A 25,545-nucleotide genomic window follows, 5' to 3' on the forward strand; every position below is an offset into this window, starting at 1 on the left:
TAACTCAAATTTTTTACTTATTCACGGATAGATTGAGTACATGGTCAGTGTAATTGTAATAAATTCAGCATCGCCCTGGCGGTCTGCTCTTCTGTCACCAATGCATTGATATATTGACCGTTAAGCGCAGCAATAATGGCTTCCGCTTTATCTTCACCTCCCGCAACACCAATAACTGTTGGAATCGTTTTCAGTTCCGGCATGGAGATACCAATAAGCTCCTGATGAATCTGCATATCTTCCACCAACTCACCATCTGCTTGCATAAAATAGCCAAGGATATCGCCGACAGCACCTTTTCGGGCAAACATCAGTTGTTCACCACCGCTGATATAGCCAGAACGCATAATTGTCGCCTGCTGTTTCTGACTAATGGCACCGATACCAACGATAGCGATATCAGCCGCACCCGCTGCCAACAAAACATCACGGACACTGCTCTCCTGACGGAATGTTTCGGCGACTTGGGCAGTCGAAGCGCGTAACGGTGCGGGAATAATACTTATTGGACAGGCTGCATCCAGTTGGCCAATTCCAGTCATATAAGGACCGACACCACCGGACAGCGTTACCAGCCTAATTTGCTGTGATGAGATAAAACCACTCAAATGTTGTAACGTGCACATGGTAGTTTCACCAAATCCCACCGCCAGTAATTGCTGTGGTTCAATCAGTGCCATCAGTAAATGTGCTGCACCGATACCCAATCTGGCACTAAGATTCATATCAGCCAGTGCGGGTAAAACACGCACTTGTTTCAGAGAAAAATGTTTTTGCAAAGTATTTTCCAGCGCCAGACAACCCTCATAGCGAGAGTTAATCTGTACTCGAATAACACCTGACTGTCGCCCCTTTTCCAGTAATCTGGAAACCTTTAACCGGCTCAAACCAAGCAGATCACCGATATCCCCCTGTGTCAGGCCATCGTGATAGTAAAACCATGCAATACGCGCAAGCAGTTCTTCTTCACTCATGCTTTTACCCGGGTAGGTGTCCTCAGACAGCACCTGTTTCTCTTTGGCTGATTTTTCTTTTGTTAATTTTATCGACATAACCACTTTCTTTTTATCCGCACTCCACAGATAAGCATTAAAACGCATTACACGCCAGAGTCTTACCGTACAATTTGAACATAATATAATGCAGATCAAATTTTTTCATAAATTGTGATCTAAATAGTGCTAAATTCGGAATACAACAGCTACCATATTGAATAATTGTTTCTTATAAAAAAATATGTTCATTCAAATTACCGCAGCACCTGCATCACTTGCATAACAGAGTGCCGAGATGTTAGAAAATAATGATGCAGGCAAATCGACGCTATATGAAGATTATTGCTGGTATAGAACAACCGAATAAAAGGTCTAACGGTGAAACAATTCAGACTTTGGGATGTTGTTAATCGGGACAAGATTTCAACTCATGCAGCCAATGAATTACTCAAGAAAGGTGATTTAAGTATCGGTGAGAAACGAGATATTCCCCATATTGGCGCCATCAAAGTTGCATCAAACCGTTTTCAGGGTTACAGCTATAACGACACCAAAGGGAACGATATTGTTGTTTTGCCTGAACGGGTAATTTTCACCAAAGCAACATCAATCAATACGATTTCTAATTCTATTGTCCGGCAATCTCCGCCATTCGTGGTTGCTGGCCCAGTGTAAGCTAGTTAGGAGAAGAAAAATGGCAGATTTAGACGATATTAAAGATGGTAAAGATTTTGGTATTGACGTTCCACAGCAGAACAGTCTGTTTGAACTGAAAGGCTGCGGCGCACTTGATTGGGGAATGCAATCACGACTATCACGCATTTTTAATCCTAAAACTAACCGTACTGTTATGCTGGCTTTCGACCACGGTTATTTTCAGGGACCAACAACCGGCCTTGAGCGCATTGATATTAATATTGCCCCCCTATTTCCGCATACTGATGTATTGATGTGTACGCGCGGTATTCTCCGCAGTCAGGTTCCACCGGCGACTAATAAACCTGTAGTCTTGCGTGCTTCCGGTGCCAATTCTATCCTGACAGAACTGTCCAATGAAGCTGTCGCGGTTACAATGGAAGATGCCTTGCGCCTGAATGTTTGTGCAGTAGCGGCTCAGGTATATATCGGCTCTGAACATGAACATCAGTCAATCAAGAATATTATCAAGTTAGTCGATCAGGGAATGCGTTACGGCATGCCAACTATGGCAGTAACCGGTGTTGGTAAAGATATGGTTCGGGATCAGCGTTATTTTTCTCTGGCGACTCGTATTGCTGCCGAAATGGGCGCGCAAATTATCAAAACTTACTATGTCGATACCGGCTTTGAACGCATTGCCAGCGGATGCCCAGTTCCTATTGTGATTGCTGGTGGTAAAAAGCTACCAGAAAAAGAAGCTCTGGAGATGTGTTATCAGGCAATTGATCAAGGCGCCGCCGGTGTGGATATGGGTCGTAACATTTTCCAATCCGAAGCACCGGTTGCCATGTTAAAAGCCGTTCAAGCCGTAGTACATCAAAATGAAAGTGCCAGCAAAGCTTATGAGTTGTTTTTAAGTGAAAAAGAATAAAGAATAAGGGGGGGTAAGATGCACGTAACTTTGGTTGAAATTAATATTAAACAAGATAAATTAGATAAATTTCTTGAAATTTTCCGCTTAAATCATCTGGGTTCAATTGAGGAAGAAGGTAATCTTCGTTTTGATGTATTACGGGACGAAAATATTCCGACCCGTTTCTATATTTATGAAGCCTATGTTGATGAAAAAGCCGCTGGTGAACACAAGAAAACATCTCATTATCTGAAATGTGTTGAAGAGCTTGATTCTCTGATGTCTGAACCAAGGAAGAAAACGACATTTATTGGTGTAATGCCAGAAGTGAAATAAATAAATCACTTCAATATAACGATAAAATACAACATTGTTTAAATAATTAAATTGCCCGGGACAGAATATTCTGCCCGGGAATTCTATTTTCACGCGATTCTAAATATTCCATAATCAAGAGCAACATTATCTCCTACTGATATATCAGTAAAATCAACGGATATCCAACACATCAAAATCAGTGTTACTAAATACCGTGTTAACAATATCAATATAGGAAACTAAATCTATACATCAGCTCTTTATTTACAACCACCATATTATTTCATTATATATTTTTACAATTCTGAACTATCTAATGACAGTACGCATGAAATCATAGTAACAATGCCATTATTAATAAAATATATTATTGCTTCGAATATATAATTTACAATAGGATTTAGTAACTAAACTCACAATTCAGAGGATATAACATGACAATTAAGCTCGATGATATAACTGACTTCGAGAACAATAAGTTAAATTCATGGAAACCAAGACTTCCTGAATTTACATCTCAAGGACATGCTAACTGGCAATTTATTACTATCAATGGTAAAAAAGCATTATTATTCAATACCAATGGTGGCATTGATAATAGTGGTAGCGTTTTAACAAAACAATATTCCAATTTGACTTTTGGCCATTGGTATAGTCTCACCGTTTATGTCCGTCGTTATAACAATGTTAATCCCGCTCCAACAATTTCTCTTCGCGTAGGGGTATCTGAAAATGACTCACCTAATGATACTATCATTTATGGAGCAACTATACCTGAACAAGGTAATGGAACAATTTTGTCTGGCCTGATAAGAGCACAAGATCCTGCATATTATTTTAAAATATATAATAGTACTCCAGACGCTCTTGGTAATGATTTCTCAATATCACGTATCCAAGTAACAGAGCACGTGTGGCTGTAGACCGAAATACTAGAAATTTTTACCATTCCGGCTCAGTTGCTACTACAAGCTCATCCAAACCGATGAGCTTTATGCCTATAATCATATCCATTCTATTTGTCATAAAAACATATAGATTTCATCACCGTTATAAGGGAATCTAGAATAAAAATCTCAGCACTCTGCCAGTTTAGCTATCTAGGACAGCCTTTAATTACTTATATTCAATCTTTCTGGAAGTTCTGGAGCTTTTTGTAATTCCTGATCTTTCTTTTTAACCATGAACACCCTTCTCCAGTTCACCTTTAGCTGCAATAAGTACTTGCTCTGGCATTGTTTTCAGGACTTCTTTGGGTTTTTTATTACCTAACCAACTATTATTTGAACCAAACCAAACAGCCAATCCCCAAGAGGTCTTTTTATCACCAAATAATGTGATTATTTTCTTAACAATATCAAGGGGTTTAAAATCTTCATTCAAGGCATATTGAGGAAAATAATCTTTACCATCAACCGTAATTGCAAAAATCTTATTACAGTTTTTCCATCTGTTTGGCCCCGCACTCTTATTACTAGATTTAAACCCATACCCATCTGAAATAGCCATTGAGGTTAACCAGATTGAATCTGACAGAATCAATTCCTTTAACGCTTTACGACGTGCTAAGAAGCGAGCATCACGATCCTGCTTATGTTCAGATGATAGCTTCCTGACAGAATTATCTTCTTTTATCTTATTGGATAATTCCTTTTTGGGGTCAATCTCTGGTTCTACTTTTTTCTGCTTCACTCTCTTACTAGTCTTAAGTACAGGGGAAATATCATCTGTTTTTGAACTCACAAAACATAATGTTGGATAATGATCATCACAAATAGCAATAGAATTCACTGTTGCAACTGCGGCGTTTACTGCAACATATAAGGCTTTACCATATTCAGTGTTACCCGCTATGTTGCTATCCAATTTGATAACTAAATATTCAGCATCTTTATCAATCTTGCGATCGATGAGTTCAGATCCACTCAATGTCTCGATTTCCACCGATTTTTTCACCTTAGCGGATGAATATATTCTAGTTGCCATAGTATATCTTCTCATAACAGCATATGGATATATTCAATATATAGGATATATAATGGCTAGTCACCATAGCACCAATAATAAATATTGTTGTTACTTTATAACACTTATGTGCTGACAAATTTTTATTCAAAAGGAGGAGTGTTCACCGCCGTGAGTAAGAAAGGAATTTAAGAACAGAAGCAGTAAGCTCCACCGCTTGGGAGCTTGGTTATTCAACTAAAACAGATAACTCAATCAATTTTTTTATTCATAATAACTTCATCGAAGTCATTATTACGAGTTAGCCACAGAGAAAGTGCTTTTAACGAATCAGATGTAAATTCGTCACAACGAATCGTAATCTCCTCCGGTGTCAACCAACACACATCGTCAATTTCTGCTGCCTGTAAAGCAAACGGGCCATGGCTGATACAACTGAATAACGCGCCATAAACACGGCAATTCTCTTCTTCATAATAAAAACTACCATGCTCGGCAAAAGGAACACCTGCAATCCCCAGCTCTTCTTCTGCCTCTCGCCGGGCTGAATCCAACATATTTTCCCCCGTCAGCACAACACCACCTGCGGTCGCATCCAGTTTTCCCGGGTAAAAATCCTTAGTTTCTGTACGATGCTGAACCAAAATTTTCCCCATGCCATTATGAACTACGATATAAGTGGCACGGTGCCGTAAACGTTGGGCTCGCATCTGTTGACGTGTAGCCTGGGCAATGACTTCATTATTTCCATTAACGATATCGATCCACTCAATACCCACTGTATTCTCTTGTTCCATCTGCAAAAAACCTTTTTTTATTAGCAAGAAATCGCAAATCTATAGAATGGTTAATCTACCCAAAATAACCAAATTGATAGGACTATAAGACGGTATTCGTTTCGGACGATTCATGCAACCTTTTAACTTAACCTGAAATAGAACATCTGAGGAACTATACCCGTTATCTTTCAAGTTGCCTCGTTGGCTGCACTTACTCACCCCGGTCACATAGTTCTCTATGCTCCCGGGGATTCGCTCCCTTGCCGTCGCGATCCTTCTTGAAATCTATTGGGTATAGTCACCTTCAACATCTTGGTTTCATCCAGTAACTAAAATATTCTTACGGAGCTATTTTATCTTACACTTTATAAGATCTCATATTTACACTACATTGTTTTCTTATTATTTACGACATCCAATCTTCACCAATTAGTACAAAATTATCCGTATAGCGTTTTAAAGCCAAACTACCCCATTTATTTTGTTTAGTATCAATAAGAGCCTGATTTAATTTATCATCCATATGTAAGAACAACATATTACGTTGCCGAATATCAGGAACAATATCACCCCGTTCTTTCATTGTTCTTTCAAATAACCGCACTTTATCCCGGTAAAAATGATATTTCCTCGGTTCAGCCAACTCTGCAATTCGATCACCAATGTAATGAATATATTTAAGCATACGGTGATCAGGCACACTCAAGGCATCTTTTAAAGTCGGGTTTTCATTACGTGGAAACCATTTATTCCTATCAGCGTCACTGATATGTTTAAAAAATTCTTTCTGAATCTCTAATGCTGCCTTCATATCACTTTCTGTTTCATGGTTCAGCGCCGGAATTAAATACAATTTTGCTTCAACCGGTAATGTAGCTTTGATCCGTATATAGTTACTTGAATCTCTCTCTTCCATCCGTTCAATAATCAGATTGGCTTTATAAAGGTGAACTATTTTTCCATGATGCAAGAAAACTTCATTACCTTTTGTCAAGCCCAATAATTCAATAGTACTAAATAGATAGCCCAGCGGCCCCCAATAATTATAAAGCCAGTTATCAAGGTCTTTTTCCGGAGGCACGGATGGAACCAGGTCATTTTCATTCACATGACGGTAATGCGTGATACCTTCCAGTTCCTCTACCGCACTACGGGTTAATGTCCGCGGCATTCCATAACTATACAAACAAGGATGATATTTTTTCAGTTGTGCGCTATGCAATAATCCCAACGCCCCCCCCAAGCTATGTCCACAAATAAATAAGTTTCGGTTTTTAGCCAAGTCACTGATTTCATCAAATACACTTTTATTATCAGAATCAGCAGATTTTAACTTGCTAATAAGACTAAATGCCTCCCAAAAACCCCTATGAACTTTACCATTCTCGATAAAACCACTGCATACACCGCCTTCACCACACCCCAATTGCACGGGCTGGTACATAATATCAGTGATAGCATCATTGATACTGGCTGTCCCTCGCCAACTAACAATAATATCTTGTTGATTAACTGCATAGAATAACTCAGTATCTCCTAATAAGTTCACACTCGCTTTTGAGTCAATAAATACAATATCAGTATAACGTTCACGAAATGGCACATCATAAGTAATAGGAGAACGCGCTATTTTTTCTACTTTATTGGGCAATTGGGATATATCCAACATCTGCCGGTTAAAAAAATGAGTGATAGAACCGGCTACATTAGCATTATCATCAGAATATGCCAGCACCCCCATTAACGCTAGATTATAAGCATTCACCAAAGCGTAATCTGTCTGGTGATGTAACAACAACGTCCAAGCCCGAAACGGGCACACTTCCAGAACATATCGGCAACTAATCGCATAAACGCAAAAACCTTCCGGTATTGGGTTAGGGAAATGGTAATGCGGCGGTTTATTTTCTTTCCATTTATCGATCACAGGCAAGCCATCACTTATTTGACCAATCGTCACATAACGATATTGGTGGCCTGCTGCTTCCGCTTTCGGTTTAACTACCGATGCCCTAATATCACGCTTCTCTCGTAATGGTCGCTGTTCCATTTCATCAGCCAATGGCTGAGCACTGATATACAATATTACTGAGTAAAGTGGCAGGTTTTCTTCCCTGAGCAATCCTTGATCATTAGTCACACCTTTACGTTCATTACTTGGCATTCCCTGGCTTATCAGGCGATAAGGCATATTAATTAACGGATTACCTTGTTCATCAACTAATTGGAATTCCACCCAATGTTCCATTATTTCTTCACTGTCAATAGCGTCTCGCAGGCATAATTTGCTCATAATTGTTGTTTTCCTTTTTTTATTTTTAAATATTAATACAACGCTTATTTCAAACTGACACTAATAATAGTGAAAGATAAAGTTAATTCACTCAAGCATGCAATTGTAATAAAATTCAACAAATGCAAAACGAATATAATTATGAAAAACTCAAGAACAAAAAATAAAAAATCAGGAACAACCCAAGTTATTGAATTACTTTGTTTCATAAATCTAAAATTTATAAAATAAAAACCACAGCATTAACCAATCTGACAAAAAATTATCAACACCATAAAAACCAATAAAACAACACATTGAATAATATATAAAAATATTCATTCTTATAACTGTCGTGATGAGTCGTTAAATTTTATTTTTAATGGATTAAATAATAAAAGATTCTATTTTAAACCAACCAAAATAACGATAAAAAGGTTAATGATAACATGCCAATATATTATTTATATGTTCGTTAAGTTAACGCAACAGAACCTGAATAACAATCTTCTTGAACTGTCCTACAGGAAGATCCATTGATAAACCAGAAATTATTAACTTTTATTCTGGCGAAAAGAGTGGCTATTTCGAGTTAGTTTTAATGCTGTACTGTCATCTACGTTAACAATTACCCGACTTCTACCGTACAAATCTTTCCTGAAAGTAGAGTAATCTGTACGAACATCCTCACAGTCTTATGACTGCTTCCCCCTGTCAGGTGAGAGTTGACGAGCCGGATTGAACGCTTTTCTTCTTGAATAAAGTATATTACATGCTGCATAACCTAATGATAATGTGTAATACCATTTTACGCTCCATCGGAGGCTCTATGATCGATCTGTACTATGCACCAACGCCAAATGGCCACAAAATCACACTCTTTCTTGAAGAAGCCGGTCTTCCCTATAATATTCACCGGATTGATATTGGCGCTGGGGACCAATTCAAACCTGAATTTCTCGCAATTTCGCCTAATAACAAGATTCCAGCCATTGTTGATCAGCAGCCAGCCAATGACAGCAAGCCTGTTGCCATTTTTGAATCCGGTGCCATCCTTATCTATCTTGCTGAAAAAACGGGGAAATTGCTTAGCAAAGATATGCATGAACGCATTCAAAGCCTACAATGGCTGTTCTGGCAAGTTGGCGGCTTCGGCCCAATGTTGGGGCAGAATCACCATTTTAATCGTTTCGCACCTGAAAAAGTGCCTTACGCGATTAACCGTTATCAGGAAGAAACAAAACGCCTGTATAAGGTTCTGAATACCCAATTAGAAAAACCCCCCTATCTGGGTGGTCAGGAATACAGCATTGCTGATATCGCAACTTATCCGTGGGCTCGTTCCCATGAATATCAAAATATTGATCTGGATGATTATCCAGCAGTCAAAAAATGGTTTGATATTATCAGTCAACGTCCCGCCACTCAGACAGCATACAGCAAAGCCTAACTCTGTTTGCGGGGTAACTATTTCCCCGCAAAACTTGATCACGTTAACAGATAGCCGTATCTTTAACCATCAGCCCTTACATCCCTGCTATAGTTTTTTATACCAACTTTAGGTTACAGGAGTGGCTATGCGTATTTTAATCACCGGAGGAACAGGGCTAATTGGTAGCCGCTTGGTTTACCAGCTTCTTTCCCTATCCCATTCCATTACCATTCTGAGCCGTTCACCTCAGAAAGTTTATTCTCTGTTCTGTAAACAGGCTGAATGTTGGACCAGTCTGAAAGACAAAACAGATCTCAACGATTTTGATGCTGTTATTAATCTTGCTGGTGAACCCATAGTAAACAAGCTCTGGACTCCAACTCAAAAAGAGAAACTGTGCCAAAGCCGCTGGGAATTAACAGAGCAGATCAGCCAGCTCATTAATGCCAGTCAAACACCGCCAGAAGTATTTATTTCCGGCTCTGCCGTAGGCTATTACGGAGATCAAAATCAAGCTGTTGTTACAGAAAATGATCCACCCAATGATGAATTTACTCATCAACTCTGTAAGCGCTGGGAACAACTCGCATTACAGGCTGCTAGTGATAAAACCCGTGTTTGTCTTTTACGTACTGGCGTTGTACTGGCAAAAAACGGTGGAGTACTGAAAAAAATGTTACCACTCTTTCGTCTTGGGCTTGGCGGCCCTATGGGGAGCGGAAAACAGTATCTCCCTTGGATTCATATTGATGATATGGTGAATGGCATCTATTACCTGCTGATGACTCCCGAATTGAGTGGCCCTTTTAATATGACCGCCCCTTACCCAGTACATAATGATCAGTTTGCCGCAACACTGGCGGAAGTGCTGAAACGCCCTGCAATTATCCAGATACCTGCTTTCGTGCTGAAATTACTGATGGGAGAGGCTGCGGTATTAGCACTGAGCGGACAACAGGCAATACCACATAAATTAGAGCAGGCGGGATTTGGCTTCCGCTATTTTCAGCTAAAAGAAGCTTTTGAAGATCTACTTAATATTAAATCTCAACACCTTTAGCACCTTGCCAACGGGTGAATAGATCATGAGGTAACTCAATATCAAACTGATCGAGCACTCGATTAACCGTCTGATCAATAATGTCCTGGATTTGTTTAGGCTGATGATAAAACGCAGGAACTGGCGGCATAATTACAGCGCCAATTTCTGCTGCCTGAGTCATCAGCCGGAGATGCCCTAAATGCAATGGCGTTTCTCTCACACCGAGAACCAACTTACGACCTTCTTTCAATACAACATCTGCTGATCTGGTCACTAATCCATCAGTATAACTGTGGACAATGCCTGAAAGGGTTTTCATTGAGCATGGTAAAATTACCATGCCCAAAGTTTTGAACGAACCTGAAGAAATAGCAGCGGCTATGTCTCTATTGTCATACACAACATCAGCCAGCGCCTGCACATCCCGTAAACTATAATTTGTTTCAAGCGCCAACGTTTGACGAGCGGACTGACTAATAACCAGATGTGTTTCTACACTTTCAACTGGTTGTAAAACTTGCAGTAGCCTGACGCCATAAATGGCTCCACTTGCTCCCGTAAGCCCCACTATCAATCTTTTCATTTTTTCCTCATGCTGACACCGGGCTGCTATTTAAATCCAAAGGTAATCAACCTTCATTATAGATATCCAGGTTTTCAATTTCATTCTGATTATTCAGTTCCTTTTCATCGTCTTTACGCAGATTTTCCAGATAATAAAGGTAAGTCTGGTCAATATCTTTGGTGACATAAATACCATTGAAAACCGAACATTCAAACTCTTCAATATCCGGATTTTCTTCACGAACAGCCGCGACCAAATCAGTTAAATCCTGGAATATCAACGCATCAGCACCAATAAACTGACGAATTTCATCAACCTCACGCCCATGAGCGATCAGTTCATTTGCACTCGGCATATCAATGCCATAAACATTTGGAAAACGCACTTCCGGCGCTGCCGAAGCAAGATAAACCTTCTTCGCTCCTGCTTCACGAGCCATTTCAACAATCTGTTCCGACGTTGTACCACGAACGATAGAATCATCCACCAATAAGACATTTTTATCACGGAATTCTGCACGATTGGCATTCAGTTTACGACGGACTGACTTCCGGCGCTCCTGTTGCCCAGGCATGATAAATGTACGACCAACATAACGGTTTTTCACAAATCCCTGGCGATAGGGTTTACCCAGTATACGGGCAATTTCCAGAGCGATATCACAAGAAGTTTCAGGAATTGGGATAACCACATCAATGTGCAAATCTTCCCATTCACGGGCAATTTTTGCCCCCAGCTTCTGTCCCATGCGCACACGGGCGTTATAAACCGAAATCTTATCAATAAAGGAGTCTGGCCGAGCCAAATAGACATATTCAAACAAACACGGAGTTAGAGAGGGGTTTTCAGCACATTGGCGGGTAAATAACTGACCTTTCTCTGTAATATGAACCGCTTCACCTGATGCAACATCCCGCAGGAATTCAAAACCTAGCGTATCCAATGCAACACTTTCAGAAGCAATCATATATTCATTGCGGCCATCATCCAAAGTACGCTTGCCTAAAACCAATGGACGAATACCATGCGGATCGCGGAAAGCGACCAATCCATGTCCAATAATCATCGCAATACAAGCATAAGCGCCACTCACTTGCTTATGCAATGCCGCTACCGCAGCGAAAATATTATCAGGCTCCAATGAGTAATGCTGAAAATGCCCCAATTCATTAGCAAAAACATTGAGCAAAATTTCAGAGTCTGACGTGGTATTCACATGACGACGGGCATTTTCAAGCAGTTTTTTCTTTAACTCATGAGCATTCGTCAAATTACCATTGTGTGTCAATGTGATACCAAATGGAGAGTTTACATAAAATGGCTGAGCTTCCGATGCACTAGAGCTGCCAGCTGTCGGATAGCGTACATGACCAATCCCAATTGTTCCCTGTAAACGCAGCATATGCCGAGCTTCAAACACATCTCTCACTAAACCATTAGCTTTGCGTAAACGGAACCCATTGTTACCATCAATAGTTGCAATGCCAGCAGCATCTTGCCCACGGTGCTGAAGCACCGTCAACGCATCATAAATCGACTGGTTAACCGGTGTAAAACCGACGATACCAACAATACCGCACATGTAGTTTTTCCTCATCAGCCAAGCGGAGAGGTATATTTCTCCGGCAGGAAACTTGACGCATTTTGCAGGTAGTCAAAGAACCACCTGATAATATGACTGAACTGTGGGATCAATTGCGACTGTTTCCAATCCTCACTTTGAGCAAATGGTGTGAATGTATCCAGAAAAAATAGAATAGCCGCGACAATCAGCACACCACGCAACGCCCCAAAGCAGATCCCCAGCACCCGATCAGTACCTGACAATCCAGTCCGTTGCACAAGAGAACCTATCACATAGTTCACCACAGAACCGACAATCAAAGTAGCAACAAACAAAACCGCAATGGCAATTCCGTTACGCACCAACTCATCTTCAAAACGGGTAAAATAAGCCGCTAAGTAAGTGTAGAAGTGACTTGCTACAAAGAAAGCACATCCCCAAGTGACCAGTGACAAAGCCTCTCGAATAAACCCACGAATCAGGCTAACCAATGCCGAGAAGCCAATAATGGCAATAATAACGTAATCAATCCAGACCATGTTTTAAATCCCAAATAGGCACCCCGGCATCCGTTTCGGGCGCATTCTAACAGAAAACGAAAACGTTTGCGTAGCAGATTTCCTGTTCCACTGAAAATAATTAGCGGCGATATGGAGAAATCATCATTGCCGCAGTCACCTAATATTTACTGCTTGATTTCATGATAACCCCACTCATCACATAAGCAATGACAGCCTTATTACGGCTTATAACCTCTTACCTGCCCTTGTAACCCTGTCAGACTTTTCAAGTCTGATAACGCCGATTCGAGTTGTTGCCTGGAAACATTTGGACCAACATATATTCTGGTCAACTGCCCGTGAACTGGAGACGAAGGAACAGTATAGACTTGATAACCAGACAGACGCAGTCTAGCGACTATTTCATCTACCTTCCCTGCATTTTTCAAAGCACCAAGTTGTACGATATAAGCTTGTCCCTGCGGTGCTTTTTCAACTGGCTTCGCTTCAATTTTTGACTCTGGTTTAACCTCTAATTTGGCTTTAGGCTTCGGTGACACTAGCGGTTTAGGATCTGTTTTTTGCTCAGGCTTACTCTGTAGTTTAGGTTTCACTTCTAGCTGAACAGCAGGAGGCGTTATCGACGCTGGCTGTGGCGGAACCGTTACCAGCGGTATTTCCGGTTGTTCTAACGTTTCTGGCAGCAATACCTCTGTCTCATCCTCCAGAGGGACTGATAATATTGTTGAATTAAGGGGAGAAATAGATTCAATCTCCTGCTCATCCCCAGGCTTGGGAACCAAGGGAATTGATGCAAACTTATCTTCGTTGTATTTCTTATTGCCGTCCAACAACACAGGTAGCACTATGACCCCTAGTGCTACCAATACAATTGTACCGACCAAACGATTCTGAAATTTACTTGCCACTTCCCTTCTCCCTGTCCAGAGCCTCCATGACATGCGCTACCGTGTGGAATGAACCACAAACTACAACGATATCCTGTTCATCAGCCTCTGCCATTGCCTGATACCAAGCACTTTCCACATCAGTGAATACCCGCGGTTGTTCAAGATGCAGAGCCAGTGTCTGTGCATCCGCACCACGCAGTTCAGTCAAAGGAGCGCAATACCACTCATCAATTTGCTGTGATAGGCAAGCCAGTGTGCCGACGATATCTTTATCACTCAGCATACCCACTACACCAAGAATTTTACTATCTGGTTGACGGGGCAAAAGAGCCAGTTTCTGCACCAAATAAGCCGCAGCATGTGGGTTATGTGCCACATCCAAAATCAACAATGGATGTTCACGCACTATCTGGAAACGCCCTGGCAACTGTGCATTTTGCAGCCCTTGATGAATTGCCCGCTCATTAATAGCCTGACTGACTTTATCATCCTGTCGCAATAGACAACAAATCACTCCCAGCGCGGTTGCTGCATTCATCAAAGGCACATTCGGCAAAGGCAGATTACTCAGTAGCATATCATCAGATTGCCAGCACCAACTTTTCTCCTGTTTGGAAAATCGCCAGTCAGTACCACAACGGAATAGCTTAGCGCCTAATTCACCAGTGACTTCCGCAATAGAAGATGGCATATCCGGTTCACCAACCACGGCAAAATGATCTTTACGGAAAATACCCGCTTTCTCATAGCCAATATGCTCACGGTCTGCTCCTAACCAATCAGTATGATCAAGTGCAATGCTGGTAATAGCTGCAATATCAGCATCCACAATATTTGTCGCGTCTAACCGGCCACCTAAACCCACCTCTAAAATGACAACATCCAGACAAGCTTCTTTAAACAATTGCAAGGCTGCTAATGTGCCATACTCAAAATAAGTCAGTGAAATCTCACCACGGCGGGATTCGATATCCGCAAATACACGGCAAAACACCTGTTCAGGCAACTCCTTACCCTGAATACGTACCCTTTCGGTATAACGTACAAGATGAGGAGAACTATAAACACCCACTCGCAATCCAGCCGCTAGCAGAACAGCTTCGATAGTGCAACAAGTGGTACCTTTACCGTTAGTGCCAGATACTGTGATTATCTTAGGTGCAGGATTCACCAGTTCCAGGATTCGGGCAAGTTTCCCCACACGCTCAAGCCCCATATCAATGGCTTTAGTATGCAGGCTTTCAAGATAGGAAAGCCACGTCGTCAATGACGACGTGGCTTGAGGAATTTGCAAAGTGTCAGACATCTTCTTTATTAGTACTTATTTGAATATCCGCATCAACATCAGCGGGTTCTGCCACAAATTCAGCAACAATCGGCTGAGCGCCTGGTTGCGGCTGATGAGTCAGTTTAGAAAGCAAACTGGCAAGAGTGCTACGCATTTCAGGACGGCGAACAATCATGTCAATCGCGCCTTTTTCCAACAAAAACTCACTGCGCTGGAAACCTGGTGGCAATTTCTCACGTACTGTCTGCTCAATAACACGAGGTCCAGCAAAACCAATCAATGCTTTTGGTTCAGCAATATTAATATCCCCCAACATTGCCAAACTCGCTGAAACCCCCCCCATTGTCGGATCGGTCATCACAGAAATGTAAGGCAAACCACGTTCCTGCAATTTTGCCAGAGCAGCACTGGTTTTTGCCATCTGCATCAGTGACATCAGCGCTTCTTGCATACGAGCGCCGCCACTGGAAGAGAAACAAACCAAAGGACAATCGTCTTCCAACGCCTGCTCTACTGCGCGGACAAAACGAGCACCAACAACAGAAGCCATCGAACCGCCCATAAATGCAAATTCAAAGGCAGCTGCAACAACTGGCATACCATCCAAGGTACCTTTCATCACGACCAGAGCATCTTTCTCTTGCGTTTGTTTCTGTGCTGCTGATATGCGGTCTTTGTACTTTTTAGAATCACGGAATTTCAAAATGTCTTTCGGTTCTAATTCGCCACCTAATTCAGTTGTTGTTCCTTCATCAAGAAAAGTCTCCAACCGGGTACGTGCTGAAATACGCATGTGATGATCACATTTAGGACAAACCTCAAGATTGCGCTCTAACTCAGCACGGTAGAGCACCTGACTGCAACTATCACATTTAGTCCAAACCCCTTCAGGAATATTTGCCTTACGGGTTTGGGTAATGTTGCTTTTATTAAGAATTTTTTCAATCCAGCTCATTAATGATCTTTCCGTCTGAATCTGGCTTATGCCAGTTTTGTTATTGTGTGCCATTAAACCACAATGCTATTACAGTGTGGATAAAAAACTGCTCAAACCTGTTACGAGTTATTCGCTTTCTGTTTTGCCACCGCACGACGATGACGCCAAATTTCAATTACACCCGGCAGGATTGAGATAAAGATGATAGCGACAATCAACAGTTTCAAATTCTGTTGTACCACTGGCATATCACCGAATATATAACCAGAATAGGTGAATAAAAGCACCCAAACCAGTGCACCAATCACGTTGTAAGCAGCAAAATGACGATAAGACATTTTACCCATGCCAGCAACGAATGGCACAAATGTTCTGATGATCGGTACAAATCGCGCTAAAATAATTGCTTTCCCACCATGTTTTTCATAAAACTCATGCGTTTTTTCTAGATAACTACGGCGGAAAATTTTTGAATCCGGATTTGTAAACAACCTCTCACCAAAAATGCGGCCAATAGCATAATTCACCGCATCACCAATAATGGCCGCAGTAATCATCAACGCTACCATGACGTGCACGTTTAGATCGTTTGAATCCAAAGCAGCTAAAGCACCCGCAACAAATAAAAGTGAATCTCCCGGCAGGAACGGAGTAACAACTAATCCTGTTTCACAGAATAAAATTAAGAACAGAATGCCATATACCCAGTTACCATATTGTGCGACAAGTTCAGCCAAATGAATATCAATATGGAGAATAAAATCAACAATAAATTTTGCAAAATCAAATAAATGAGTAAAAAATTCCATCATATTCTCCGTTATACCAAAACATCCGTGTCGGCAACTAAAAACGTTAAATCAAATCATCTGCCAGAAACAGAGGCCCCATAACAGATTCCGGCAAGTCAAACTGAGCCGGATAATCAACGGCAACTAAATATAATCCTGCCGATTTTGCCGTTGCAGCAGCTTTCGTCCGGTCTTTTAAAGCCAGCAACTGGGCCATCCAGTTAATATCCTGATTACCACAACCAATTTCCATCAAACTCCCAGCAATATTACGTACCATATGGTGTACAAAAGCATTGGCTTTAATATCTATTACCACGTAATGCCCGTAACGGCTGACATTAATATGCATCACATTACGCCAAGGGGTTTTGGATTGGCACTGCACGGCACGGAAAGAGGTAAAATCATTTTCACCCAACAAACACTGCGCTGCCTGATGCATCCGCTTTTCATCCAGTGGATAGTAAAAGTGTGTTACTCCACAGGCCAGCACGGCTGGACGATAACGATGATTAAAAATAATGTAACGATACCGCCGGGCCGTAGCACTGAAACGGGCATGGAAACCCTCATCCACTATTTTCACCCAACGAACAGCAATATCCGGTGGTAAATGTGCGTTCACGCCCATGGTCCATGCTGCATCCTTGCGCTGGGCAGACGTTTCAAAATGAACAACCTGTCCTGTTGCATGTACTCCAGCATCAGTTCGACCGGCACAAAATACTGATATAGGTTCATTGGCGACTTTTGATAATGCTTGCTCAAGGCACTCCTGAACACTTTTCACTTCCTGCTGGCGCTGCCAGCCATAATACTGGCTGCCATCGTACTCAACTCCCAACGCAATTTTCATTTTTGAACCTGGCACAGATTCTGTTTGTTCTGTACCAAACATCAGTAAAATTGCTCCTGCATCAGTTTTTCGGCTGTCTCGATAGCCATCAGCGCGCCACCAAAACGGATATTGTCGGCTACAGACCAGAACTGCAATACTTCTGGCATTCCGTAATCATTGCGCAAGCAACCAATACTCAACGAATCATTACCAGACGCTTCTGTCACCGGTGTTGGATAATCACCTTCATCTGAGACATTAATATCAACTATCCGTTCCAGTTCCTCGCGGGCTTCTTCCACACCAACCGGACGTAATGTTTCCAAATGGACTACCTGAACATTGCCATAAAAAACAGAAGATTGTACACAACTGACTGAAATCGGTAATCCCTCATCCTGTAAAACCTTGCGCACCTGATCCACAAGACGGCGCTCTTCACTCACTGAGCCTTCAGCATCCGTCAGCAACGGCAAAAGATTAAACGCCAATTGTTTGCTGAAGCGGCTCGGCTCTGGTGGAATACCATTTAGTAAACGGGCACTCTGTCCAGCTAATTCATCAACTGCCGCTTTACCGTGAATAGAAACAGAGAACAGATTAGTCAAATGCAAACGTGCAATTCCAGCCGCATCAACCAGCGGTTTTATCGCTGTCAGTACCTGACTGGTCATACTATCTGCCAAAGCAATAATATTACGATTGCGATAATCCGCCAAAGCATGAGGGTTAACACCTGGAACAACCAAAGGCACATCCGGTTCCATAGCAAACAATCCACTGCTATCAATGACCAAACAACCTTCTTCCGCCGCTTTTTCAGCATATTGTGCGGTGGCTTCTGTCCCAGCCACAAAAAAAGCGAGCTGTACCTGCGACCAATCAAAATCAGCGGCATCACGAACAATTAGATTTTTACCATTAAAACGCAAGTTTTCACCAGCACTGCGCTCACTGGCAAGAGGATACAATTCACCAACAGAAAACTGACGCTCCTGTAATAACGCCAGTATCGCTTCACCTACTGCGCCTGTTGCACCCAACAGGGCAATATTCCAACCTTCTGACATGTTGGTTTTCTCCACCTTATTTTTCTTTCTGGCATGTAGACATATTTCTACACGGATTAAATCAGTTCTGTACTAAAACCAAGAGTAGCTAACAACTCGGCACTCTCTTTATTATCACAACACACAGTCAAAGATGACCATTCCCGACGTTCCAAATAGTTTTTACGCAGACGATCAAATTGCCCTTTCTGACCAGCAACTTGCCGTAACGGAGCATCATCGCGGCGCACATCATACACTAAATGTATCAACCGTTTCAGTGTGCTTTGAGTCACACTTCCATGTAGGGTAATACGGCTGAAATCCGGTTCAGGCAACAAATCAGATAAGGCAACTTTATCGGATTGACCGAGAAATTCGCAGTAAGCTTCATATACCTGAGAGGTACCACGAGCCTTACCTTCAAGCGTGTATCCCGCGATATGCGGTGTACCAATATCAACTAATTCCAGTAATGGCAAAGATAAATCAGGTTCCGGTTCCCAAACATCTAAAACAACACTGAGTTTTTTACCAGATTTCAGCTCAGCAAGCAGTGCTTGATTATCAACAACTTCGCCACGGCTGGCATTAATCAATATGCGGTTATCCGGCAAAACCGACAATAATTCAGCATTCACCAGATGGAGTGTTTTATACGGACCTGATTTATTAAGTGGCGTATGGAATGTAAGGATATCAGCCTCTTTGACTAGTTTTTCTAGTGGCCAAAATTCACCCGCGTCTCTTCTATCCGCTCTTGGTGGATCACATAAGAGTGTCCGGACACCAAGGACAGATAACCGTTCTGCCAGCCTGCTACCAACATTACCGACACCGATAATTCCTACAACTTTATCTTTAAGTTCAAAATTGTCACGTTCTGCCAGCAACATCAACGCTGAGAAAACATATTCAACCACAGCAATAGCATTGCATCCCGGCGCAGCAGAAAATCCAACTCCTGCCTGAGATAACCATCGCTGGTCCACATGGTCAGTACCCGCCGTTGCCGTACCGATGAATTTTATCGTGCTACCTTTCAACAATTTTTCATCAACTTTAGTCACCGAGCGGACCATAAAGGCATCAGCATGATCCAATACACCTTCCGGTACCGGGCGCCCTGGGATAGCCTGCACATCCCCCAATTGCTGAAACAGTTGCTCAGCATAAGGCATATTTTCATCAACCAGAATCTTCACTTAATTCATCCTGTGGCATAAAACGGACGTAGCCCGCTATTTTGCCACTTAATCATAACAAAACCCATAATAATGGTTTCTTTTATTGTTAACTTTTTCTGAAACGATCAGGTGTTATACCTGCCAATTGCTGACACATCGCAATAAAAGCAGAAGGTGAGCTGTAACCGACATCAAAAGCGACTTCATTGACGGTTTTTACCAGCTCTAGCAAAGAGATAATGGATAAACCACAAGTAACCAGAATCTACGTATAAAGGTTTTAAGCCATGTCCTATGATGCTGTTGATTTTCTTAATGAAAAATTGATGACTATTTAATTTTTTAACGCATTCACAATATTCATAGCTTGCTCTGTATCTTTTATCGACATTCTGAATGAAGGACCTAAGGCAGTTTGGATAGTATTCGAGATAATAGGTATACCTTTAAACGATATTGTCACTTGGGAGCCGACATTTTTATTGATTAAAGTATCAAGGTGGGGAAAACAGGGTTTATCTTTTTTCACCACTATTGCTAATTGGTTATTGCCACTTTCATCTGCCCCTAAATAATCGATTTGAGCTGTACAGGCTTGAGTTAAAATAAATTTATCACCGGATGAAAATGCAAATTTCAGCCCTTGTTCTATTTGTACTTGTTTATCTGGATTACTGGAGCACCCTGTTATGACAGATAGAAGTAACATAATAACCGATAAACTTCTCATAATTTCGATCCTACAATATTGAACAATTTCACATAATATAAGCCCTACTTAAAGCTCAAGTAAGGCTGTAATTAGCATTACATTAAAATAAAATAAAATAAATTACCAAGTAATTCTAATGTTTTGCCCTATAGAATGACTTTTACACCTGATTCTATCTACTCCTATCCCTCCGTTACTACGGACCAGATAATTACCAGGACCTATAGTTTGTATGGTTTTTAGTGCTGGTTCATCTACATATCGTATTTCCACGGAAAAAGTAGATGGAGCCTGTGATTCTGTATCAAAAGAATATCTAACACTGTGGCTGTTGCCGAACCATCCTTGTAAATCGATCCAAGGCCCCCAAAAACCAGGTGGAGCGTAAGCTTGAGCTGCTGGCATATTTAACTCCTTAAATGTAAAAAGTTAGTTATGTTGGTAAACAACAATTTTTCAAATAGCTCCTCTATAGTATAGATAAGAATTTCATTTATTATAATTTATATTTATGTTTTGTATGATATTTATAGATATATCCTTCAAGTTGCTGCTTTGTTGGCTGCGTTCACTTGCCGCCGCACTGCAACTTGAAATCTATTGGGTATATGCTCCCGGGGATTCGCTCCCTTGCCGTCGCGATCCATCTTGAAATCTATTGGGTATATAATAAATCAGACACTGTTAAACTAAGCACCCATTTTTCTCTCAATGCGACTCATCTATATGAATATGTTTTTCCCGTTTTTAGCCGTCCTAATCTGGTCGATCAATGCCGTGGTAAGTAAAGCCGCTACCACTGCTATTGATCCTGCTGCAATTTCCTTTTACCGCTGGCTCTTGGCTTTTCTCACACTCACCCCTTTTGTTTTACTGCCTGTTATCCGCCAATGGAAAATAATTTGTCAGCATTGGTGGAAATTATTAATCCTTGGTGCACTCGGCATGGTGCTTTATCAAAGCCTAGCCTATTACGCTGCGCACAGTATCAGCGCAATGTTTATGGGAATTTTTAACTCAATGCTCCCTCTTTTAACTATCATCATCAGCATATTTGTTTTGCGTGTTATCCCCACTATCGGTATTGCCCTTGGCTCTGCTTTATCTCTGTTTGGTTTGATCTGGCTGGTCAGTACCGGTGATCCCCTATCATTACTGCAACACGGTTTAGGCCGTGGTGAGCTGATGATGTTCCTTGCTTCCGTCTCCTATGCTCTATATAGCGTATTAACTAAACACTGGTCTATTCCGTTATCAAACTGGCAATCCCTATATGTGCAAATTACTTTCGGGGTCCTGTTATTACTGCCAAATTTCCTGTTGACAAAAGATGTTCAATTAAATGCTAACAATATTCCGTTAGTCTTATTTGCAGGTATTCCAGCCTCAATCCTCGCACCTTATTTATGGATACAAGGTGTCATAAAACTTGGCGCGAATACTACTTCCATATTTATGAATCTGGCCCCAGTATTCACAGCTATTATCGCTATTCTGGTTCTACATGAAAAAATGCACAGCTACCACCTGATCGGTGGTGGCATAACCTTGCTAGGTGTTATGCTGGCACAACAACTTCGTACTCCGCTTATTAGACGTAAGACAGCAAAATCGCAGGAAATTAATCATCAGAAAACCTGAAAGGAATTCTTACCAGTAAACCGCCCAGTGTTTTGCTGGGCAGTAATTGGGGATAAGTGCCATGATAAACACTAATATCTTTTACCAGAGCCAATCCTAATCCTGCGCCTTCATGTCCTGCGGCATTATCAAGGCGATTAAAAGCCATGAGTGACAAACTGACTTCTTCTTCAGCAATTCCTGGTCCACTGTCATCTACTTCCAAATAGCAATACGTCTTACAAGGGCTAATAATAACTCTGGCAGTGACCATTCCGCCTTCCGGAGTATATTTAATCGCATTGTCCAACAGATTGGCGCACATTTCTGTCAATAGTACAGGTTCCCCCTTTATCCACTGAGTATTTTCCCCTTCATAGCCTAAATCAATATTCTTACTTTCAGCCTGTCGCAAACGCGAAAAACACGCCTGTTGCAACAATTCAACTAAATTGACTGGCTTATAATCCTGAACGGCCTCTTTTTCATGTGCTTTCAAACGAGAAAGCTGCAATAAACGGTCTGTCAGAGAAATCGTACTATCCAATGTGCTATCGATGGCCTGTAAACTTTCTTTCCACTGTTCAGGATCTTTACTGGCAAGTGCTACCGCGACCTGAGTTTTTAATACCGTTAATGGTGTTCTGAGTTGATGAGAAGCATCCGCACTGAATCTTTCTTGCCGACTAACCATCAATTTCAGCCGTTCTATATAGTGATTAATGGCATGTAATAACGGGGAAAGTTCCGACCACGGTAGCATGTCTGGTAACGGAGTAAGGTCATTAGCGGAACGACGAACCATAACACCGGAAAGTTTATATAGTGGTTTAAGTAATTGTTTCAACAAAAAATAAGCCAGAATCAGAGTCAGCCCAACAACCGTTCCCTGGCTCATCAAAGATGATATTAATAATTGTTGCGCAAGATAGTGACGTGAAACCACCGTTTCGGCGACCAATATTAACGCCATACCCATGATTCCGCCTTCATTGATCGGCTGATAAAATGCAGCAACCCGGATAGGTTGCCCATGATATTCAGCATCATAAAAATAAACCAGAGCCGTGTATAAATTGGATCGAAGCGCATGTTCGGGTATCAATGGTAAATCATCATAACCAGAAATTGTTTTCCCCTGAGGGGATAACACCTGATAGAAAAGTCGATCATTCATATTTCGCTCAAAGCTATCCAAGACCACATAAGGTACATCAACAATTAATCGGTTATTCTCAACTGTCAGCCGCTCTGCCACTGTGCGTGCAGATGCCAATAACGTGCGATCATAAGCCAATGTCGCCGCATTTTTCGCACTAAAATAATGGGTATAGACAGATAGACCACCTAATAAAAACAGTGGAACACCGAAAAACAAAAGCAACTGATGAAACAATGACTTTGGTATTTTGAATAATCTCATTCGTTCTGGCACTCTAGACGATAACCTAACCCCCGTAGCGTGCTAATCCCCACATTACTACCTGATAATTTCTTCCGAACCCGATGTACATAAAGTTCGATACTTTGTGGATTCGCCTCATCTGACAGTGCAAATACTTGTTCAAAGAGCTGTTGTTTAGAAACAGGTCTTCCCCGACGATGGAATAGTGTTGTCAGAACTGAAAACTCTCGCGGAGTTAATGCTAATGGTTCATCATTCAGCATAAAGTAACCTTCATCCTGATAAACAAGGGAACCAAATGCCAGAATCTCCTGAGGAATACCTGTACTACGCCGAAGTAACGCCCGGATACGTGCTTCCAATTCCTGTAAATCAAAAGGCTTAGTCAGATAATCATCAGCGCCAGAATTGAGCCCTTTCACCCGGTCAGAAACATCGGCTTTAGCCGTTAGTAATAATACCGGCAAATTTTGCCCTCGCTTACGCAAACGAACCAATAGTGAAAGACCATCCAGCCTTGGCAAAGCAACATCTAAAATCAGCAATGCATAGTTTTCTGTCTGCAATAATTGATCAGCCACTATGCCATCACTCGCTACATCTACAGCAAACCCCGCACTGCTTAGTGCTTTTTGCAGCCAGTGCAATAATTCAGGGTGATCTTCCACTAATAAGAGACGCATTTCAAAGATATCTCCATGATTTTATAAGCATAATCAAGAATACAATTCCATATTATCCTGAACAGACGGCCTGACTGCCCCCTTCCTCCACAGGCAAGCATGGTGTGCCCTGCCGCTAAAATGTTACGAGCGCCGTTGATATTGGCATTCGCTGTATATCCATATTTCTGACACGCCAACTGACTTTGTAACAGACGGTTTTCCTTCAATGTATTCCCACAGTCAGCACATTTCTGGCTGGTATAGGCTGGCGGGGACTACCAACACCTGACCACCTCGCCAGCGCTGCTTGTACTCAAGCTGGCGGCACATTTCATACCAACCATGAGGCAGTATCGCGCGATTTAACCCAGATTTTGCCCTGACATGGCGTCCGTGCTAATTAATCGTACTCACCGCTGACTTTGACATGTTGGCAACCTTTAAGTCTTCAATGACGATCATGACGCGGTTTTTGCTGATTGCCGTCGTGACTTTGTGAATTTAGTTAGCTGCATCAATGCGTTGGCTATCAATCATCAGTGGTGTATGGTGATGACCACTAACTGCATACATAATTTTCCCGGTTACACTCACACGGTGACCAAGCAGACTTCTGTACTCATCATAAAAGTCAGACGGAACTACCAGTTGCATAAAGTTATGATCAGCCCAGTCTGGCGCTCCCTTCGCGCACTTAATCGGATTATCCGGCTGTAACACCCAATAAGTTTCAGGGGTATCCCCATTTTCCACGCTCTCGTAATTCGGTGGACCGGGATAAGTAATCCTCAGCAAAGTTCCAGCTAGAATGATTTTTTGTCTTTCTTTATAACAGTTTTCTGTAGTATTAGCGGCGATCTGCCTGTACATTTCAAATGATCTCTGATACCAGTCCTGAAGACATTTAACAGTGGTGCATTTCTCGCGAAGTTTCCAGTTCTGCTTCGTCAGCGCTTTGAAGTCAGCGCTGTTGTCCGTAGCCTGCTTAGCTCTAAGGTAATCAACATATAGGTTATCATCAGCCTGGGATAGCTCAGGAGTCGCACAGATTAGCATCTCAGCTTTACTGGTAGCTTTGGTGCAATCAAAACTCGCAGAATGGGCGCTGGCGGACACCAACAACAAAGTAACAGCAATTTTCTTTAACATCTTTTA

Annotated in this window: 25 protein-coding genes and 3 pseudogenes; 7 read left to right on the forward strand and 21 right to left on the reverse strand. The window is 41.7% G+C overall.

The genetic code is table 11. The features are described from left to right. Positions 1–44 precede the first annotated feature (44 nt). Entirely contained in the window at positions 45–1,052 is a 1,008-nt protein-coding gene (gene lsrR / locus C5469_RS14155) for a transcriptional regulator LsrR (RefSeq protein ID WP_207629050.1), read from the reverse strand. Between the two features lie 318 nt (positions 1,053–1,370). Between lsrR and C5469_RS14160 the strand changes: the two are divergent. The 4 genes and pseudogenes from C5469_RS14160 to C5469_RS14175 form a co-directional block, all read left to right on the forward strand. Further along, positions 1,371–1,621: pseudogene (locus tag C5469_RS14160) on the forward strand (autoinducer 2 ABC transporter substrate-binding protein LsrB); the annotation flags it as partial. A 68-nt stretch (positions 1,622–1,689) separates the two neighbouring features. After that, a complete protein-coding gene (gene lsrF / locus C5469_RS14165) occupies positions 1,690–2,565 on the forward strand; it encodes a 3-hydroxy-5-phosphonooxypentane-2,4-dione thiolase (RefSeq protein ID WP_166307825.1) in 876 nt (291 codons plus the stop codon). An 18-nt stretch (positions 2,566–2,583) separates the two neighbouring features. Then, positions 2,584–2,883, forward strand: coding sequence for a (4S)-4-hydroxy-5-phosphonooxypentane-2,3-dione isomerase (gene lsrG / locus C5469_RS14170; protein WP_166307828.1), 300 nt, complete (start codon positions 2,584–2,586; stop codon positions 2,881–2,883). 416 nt (positions 2,884–3,299) lie between these two features. Continuing rightward, positions 3,300–3,788 carry a hypothetical protein gene (locus C5469_RS14175; RefSeq protein ID WP_166307831.1) on the forward strand — a complete coding sequence of 163 codons (489 nt, stop codon included), beginning with the start codon at positions 3,300–3,302 and terminating at the stop codon, positions 3,786–3,788. 253 nt (positions 3,789–4,041) lie between these two features. Here the strand turns inward: C5469_RS14175 and C5469_RS14180 are convergent, their stop codons facing one another. The 3 genes from C5469_RS14180 to C5469_RS14190 form a co-directional block, all read right to left on the reverse strand. Continuing rightward, complete coding sequence (locus tag C5469_RS14180) at positions 4,042–4,851, reverse strand: integrase (protein ID WP_166307834.1); 810 nt, start codon at positions 4,849–4,851, stop codon at positions 4,042–4,044. Positions 4,852–5,081: 230 nt separating this feature from the next. Beyond that, positions 5,082–5,627: an NUDIX hydrolase YfcD gene (gene yfcD / locus C5469_RS14185; protein WP_166307837.1), complete on the reverse strand. Its 546-nt coding sequence runs from the start codon at positions 5,625–5,627 to the stop codon at positions 5,082–5,084. A gap of 388 nt (positions 5,628–6,015) precedes the next feature. Next, a complete protein-coding gene (locus C5469_RS14190) occupies positions 6,016–7,902 on the reverse strand; it encodes a lipase family protein (RefSeq protein WP_166307840.1) in 1,887 nt (628 codons plus the stop codon). Positions 7,903–8,710: 808 nt separating this feature from the next. On the opposite strand from C5469_RS14190, the gene C5469_RS14195 reads away from it, so the two are divergent. Beyond that, positions 8,711–9,331 (forward strand): glutathione binding-like protein, encoded by a 621-nt coding sequence (locus tag C5469_RS14195; RefSeq protein WP_166307843.1) that lies wholly within the window; start codon positions 8,711–8,713, stop codon positions 9,329–9,331. A gap of 127 nt (positions 9,332–9,458) precedes the next feature. Next, positions 9,459–10,373: a TIGR01777 family oxidoreductase gene (locus tag C5469_RS14200; protein WP_166307846.1), complete on the forward strand. Its 915-nt coding sequence runs from the start codon at positions 9,459–9,461 to the stop codon at positions 10,371–10,373. Here C5469_RS14200 and C5469_RS14205 read toward each other — a convergent pair. The 13 genes and pseudogenes from C5469_RS14205 to C5469_RS24070 all read right to left on the reverse strand — a co-directional run bounded on the left by C5469_RS14205 (position 10,354) and on the right by C5469_RS24070 (position 21,105). Further along, positions 10,354–10,938, reverse strand: coding sequence for a UbiX family flavin prenyltransferase (locus tag C5469_RS14205; RefSeq protein ID WP_166307849.1), 585 nt, complete (start codon positions 10,936–10,938; stop codon positions 10,354–10,356). The two genes, C5469_RS14200 and C5469_RS14205, sit on opposite strands and share 20 nt — an antisense overlap. A 46-nt stretch (positions 10,939–10,984) precedes the next feature. Beyond that, positions 10,985–12,502: an amidophosphoribosyltransferase gene (purF, locus tag C5469_RS14210; protein ID WP_166307852.1), complete on the reverse strand. Its 1,518-nt coding sequence runs from the start codon at positions 12,500–12,502 to the stop codon at positions 10,985–10,987. 14 nt (positions 12,503–12,516) lie between these two features. Next, positions 12,517–13,023: a colicin V production protein gene (gene cvpA / locus C5469_RS14215; RefSeq protein WP_166307855.1), complete on the reverse strand. Its 507-nt coding sequence runs from the start codon at positions 13,021–13,023 to the stop codon at positions 12,517–12,519. A 200-nt stretch (positions 13,024–13,223) separates the two neighbouring features. Continuing rightward, positions 13,224–13,913: a cell division protein DedD gene (gene dedD, locus C5469_RS14220; protein WP_166307858.1), complete on the reverse strand. Its 690-nt coding sequence runs from the start codon at positions 13,911–13,913 to the stop codon at positions 13,224–13,226. Beyond that, complete coding sequence (gene folC, locus C5469_RS14225) at positions 13,903–15,201, reverse strand: bifunctional tetrahydrofolate synthase/dihydrofolate synthase (protein ID WP_166307861.1); 1,299 nt, start codon at positions 15,199–15,201, stop codon at positions 13,903–13,905. The genes dedD and folC overlap by 11 nt, the downstream gene beginning before the upstream one ends. Beyond that, a complete protein-coding gene (gene accD, locus C5469_RS14230) occupies positions 15,194–16,138 on the reverse strand; it encodes an acetyl-CoA carboxylase, carboxyltransferase subunit beta (protein ID WP_166307864.1) in 945 nt (314 codons plus the stop codon). The genes folC and accD overlap by 8 nt, the downstream gene beginning before the upstream one ends. 101 nt (positions 16,139–16,239) lie before the next feature. Continuing rightward, entirely contained in the window at positions 16,240–16,929 is a 690-nt protein-coding gene (locus tag C5469_RS14235; RefSeq protein WP_166307867.1) for a DedA family protein, read from the reverse strand. A gap of 46 nt (positions 16,930–16,975) precedes the next feature. Then, entirely contained in the window at positions 16,976–17,770 is a 795-nt protein-coding gene (gene truA, locus C5469_RS14240) for a tRNA pseudouridine(38-40) synthase TruA (protein WP_242689478.1), read from the reverse strand. 41 nt (positions 17,771–17,811) lie between these two features. Further along, on the reverse strand, positions 17,812–18,822 hold the full coding sequence (locus tag C5469_RS14245) for an aspartate-semialdehyde dehydrogenase (RefSeq protein ID WP_166307873.1): 1,011 nt from the start codon (positions 18,820–18,822) through the stop codon (positions 17,812–17,814). Positions 18,823–18,878: 56 nt separating this feature from the next. Further along, positions 18,879–20,006 carry a 4-phosphoerythronate dehydrogenase PdxB gene (gene pdxB, locus C5469_RS14250; RefSeq protein WP_166307876.1) on the reverse strand — a complete coding sequence of 376 codons (1,128 nt, stop codon included), beginning with the start codon at positions 20,004–20,006 and terminating at the stop codon, positions 18,879–18,881. 88 nt (positions 20,007–20,094) lie between these two features. After that, positions 20,095–20,235: pseudogene (locus C5469_RS14255) on the reverse strand (helix-turn-helix domain-containing protein); the annotation flags it as partial. A gap of 87 nt (positions 20,236–20,322) precedes the next feature. Next, positions 20,323–20,718 carry a hypothetical protein gene (locus tag C5469_RS14260; RefSeq protein ID WP_166307879.1) on the reverse strand — a complete coding sequence of 132 codons (396 nt, stop codon included), beginning with the start codon at positions 20,716–20,718 and terminating at the stop codon, positions 20,323–20,325. 102 nt (positions 20,719–20,820) lie between these two features. Next, on the reverse strand, positions 20,821–21,105 hold the full coding sequence (locus C5469_RS24070; protein WP_054480189.1) for a colicin Z C-terminal domain-related protein: 285 nt from the start codon (positions 21,103–21,105) through the stop codon (positions 20,821–20,823). Between the two features lie 321 nt (positions 21,106–21,426). Here C5469_RS24070 and C5469_RS14265 point away from each other — a divergent pair, with 321 nt between their 5' ends. Next, a complete protein-coding gene (locus C5469_RS14265; protein WP_166307882.1) occupies positions 21,427–22,341 on the forward strand; it encodes a DMT family transporter in 915 nt (304 codons plus the stop codon). On the opposite strand, the gene C5469_RS14270 is transcribed toward C5469_RS14265, so the two are convergent. From C5469_RS14270 to C5469_RS14285, 4 genes and pseudogenes are all read right to left on the reverse strand, one after another. After that, a complete protein-coding gene (locus tag C5469_RS14270) occupies positions 22,322–23,743 on the reverse strand; it encodes a sensor histidine kinase (protein ID WP_166307885.1) in 1,422 nt (473 codons plus the stop codon). The two genes, C5469_RS14265 and C5469_RS14270, sit on opposite strands and share 20 nt — an antisense overlap. Beyond that, complete coding sequence (gene tctD / locus C5469_RS14275) at positions 23,740–24,408, reverse strand: transcriptional regulator TctD (RefSeq protein ID WP_166307888.1); 669 nt, start codon at positions 24,406–24,408, stop codon at positions 23,740–23,742. Before tctD ends, C5469_RS14270 begins: the two co-directional genes overlap by 4 nt. Then, positions 24,393–24,891: pseudogene (locus C5469_RS14280) on the reverse strand (RNA-guided endonuclease InsQ/TnpB family protein); the annotation flags it as partial. The gene tctD and the pseudogene C5469_RS14280, both read right to left, overlap by 16 nt. After that, positions 24,892–25,539: a DUF4431 domain-containing protein gene (locus tag C5469_RS14285; protein ID WP_242689475.1), complete on the reverse strand. Its 648-nt coding sequence runs from the start codon at positions 25,537–25,539 to the stop codon at positions 24,892–24,894. Between the last annotated feature and the right edge of the window lie 6 nt (positions 25,540–25,545).

It is taken from the genome of Photorhabdus cinerea, from assembly GCF_011189575.1.
Classification (GTDB): domain Bacteria; phylum Pseudomonadota; class Gammaproteobacteria; order Enterobacterales; family Enterobacteriaceae; genus Photorhabdus; species Photorhabdus cinerea.

Excerpts from the sequence above, each read along its gene's own strand:
- lsrR (WP_207629050.1), bottom strand. The coding sequence starts at position 1,052 with ATGTCGATAAAATTAACAAAAGAAAAATCAGCCAAAGAGAAACAGGTG.
- lsrF (WP_166307825.1), top strand. The coding sequence starts at position 1,690 with ATGGCAGATTTAGACGATATTAAAGATGGTAAAGATTTTGGTATTGAC.
- lsrG (WP_166307828.1), top strand. The coding sequence starts at position 2,584 with ATGCACGTAACTTTGGTTGAAATTAATATTAAACAAGATAAATTAGAT.
- C5469_RS14175 (WP_166307831.1), top strand. The coding sequence starts at position 3,300 with ATGACAATTAAGCTCGATGATATAACTGACTTCGAGAACAATAAGTTA.
- C5469_RS14180 (WP_166307834.1), bottom strand. The coding sequence starts at position 4,851 with ATGGCAACTAGAATATATTCATCCGCTAAGGTGAAAAAATCGGTGGAA.
- yfcD (WP_166307837.1), bottom strand. The coding sequence starts at position 5,627 with ATGGAACAAGAGAATACAGTGGGTATTGAGTGGATCGATATCGTTAAT.
- C5469_RS14190 (WP_166307840.1), bottom strand. The coding sequence starts at position 7,902 with ATGAGCAAATTATGCCTGCGAGACGCTATTGACAGTGAAGAAATAATG.
- C5469_RS14195 (WP_166307843.1), top strand. The coding sequence starts at position 8,711 with ATGATCGATCTGTACTATGCACCAACGCCAAATGGCCACAAAATCACA.
- C5469_RS14200 (WP_166307846.1), top strand. The coding sequence starts at position 9,459 with ATGCGTATTTTAATCACCGGAGGAACAGGGCTAATTGGTAGCCGCTTG.
- C5469_RS14205 (WP_166307849.1), bottom strand. The coding sequence starts at position 10,938 with ATGAAAAGATTGATAGTGGGGCTTACGGGAGCAAGTGGAGCCATTTAT.
- purF (WP_166307852.1), bottom strand. The coding sequence starts at position 12,502 with ATGTGCGGTATTGTTGGTATCGTCGGTTTTACACCGGTTAACCAGTCG.
- cvpA (WP_166307855.1), bottom strand. The coding sequence starts at position 13,023 with ATGGTCTGGATTGATTACGTTATTATTGCCATTATTGGCTTCTCGGCA.
- folC (WP_166307861.1), bottom strand. The coding sequence starts at position 15,201 with ATGTCTGACACTTTGCAAATTCCTCAAGCCACGTCGTCATTGACGACG.
- accD (WP_166307864.1), bottom strand. The coding sequence starts at position 16,138 with ATGAGCTGGATTGAAAAAATTCTTAATAAAAGCAACATTACCCAAACC.
- C5469_RS14235 (WP_166307867.1), bottom strand. The coding sequence starts at position 16,929 with ATGGAATTTTTTACTCATTTATTTGATTTTGCAAAATTTATTGTTGAT.
- truA (WP_242689478.1), bottom strand. The coding sequence starts at position 17,770 with ATGAAAATTGCGTTGGGAGTTGAGTACGATGGCAGCCAGTATTATGGC.
- C5469_RS14245 (WP_166307873.1), bottom strand. The coding sequence starts at position 18,822 with ATGTCAGAAGGTTGGAATATTGCCCTGTTGGGTGCAACAGGCGCAGTA.
- C5469_RS14260 (WP_166307879.1), bottom strand. The coding sequence starts at position 20,718 with ATGAGAAGTTTATCGGTTATTATGTTACTTCTATCTGTCATAACAGGG.
- C5469_RS24070 (WP_054480189.1), bottom strand. The coding sequence starts at position 21,105 with ATGCCAGCAGCTCAAGCTTACGCTCCACCTGGTTTTTGGGGGCCTTGG.
- C5469_RS14265 (WP_166307882.1), top strand. The coding sequence starts at position 21,427 with ATGAATATGTTTTTCCCGTTTTTAGCCGTCCTAATCTGGTCGATCAAT.
- C5469_RS14270 (WP_166307885.1), bottom strand. The coding sequence starts at position 23,743 with ATGAGATTATTCAAAATACCAAAGTCATTGTTTCATCAGTTGCTTTTG.
- tctD (WP_166307888.1), bottom strand. The coding sequence starts at position 24,408 with ATGCGTCTCTTATTAGTGGAAGATCACCCTGAATTATTGCACTGGCTG.
- C5469_RS14285 (WP_242689475.1), bottom strand. The coding sequence starts at position 25,539 with ATGTTAAAGAAAATTGCTGTTACTTTGTTGTTGGTGTCCGCCAGCGCC.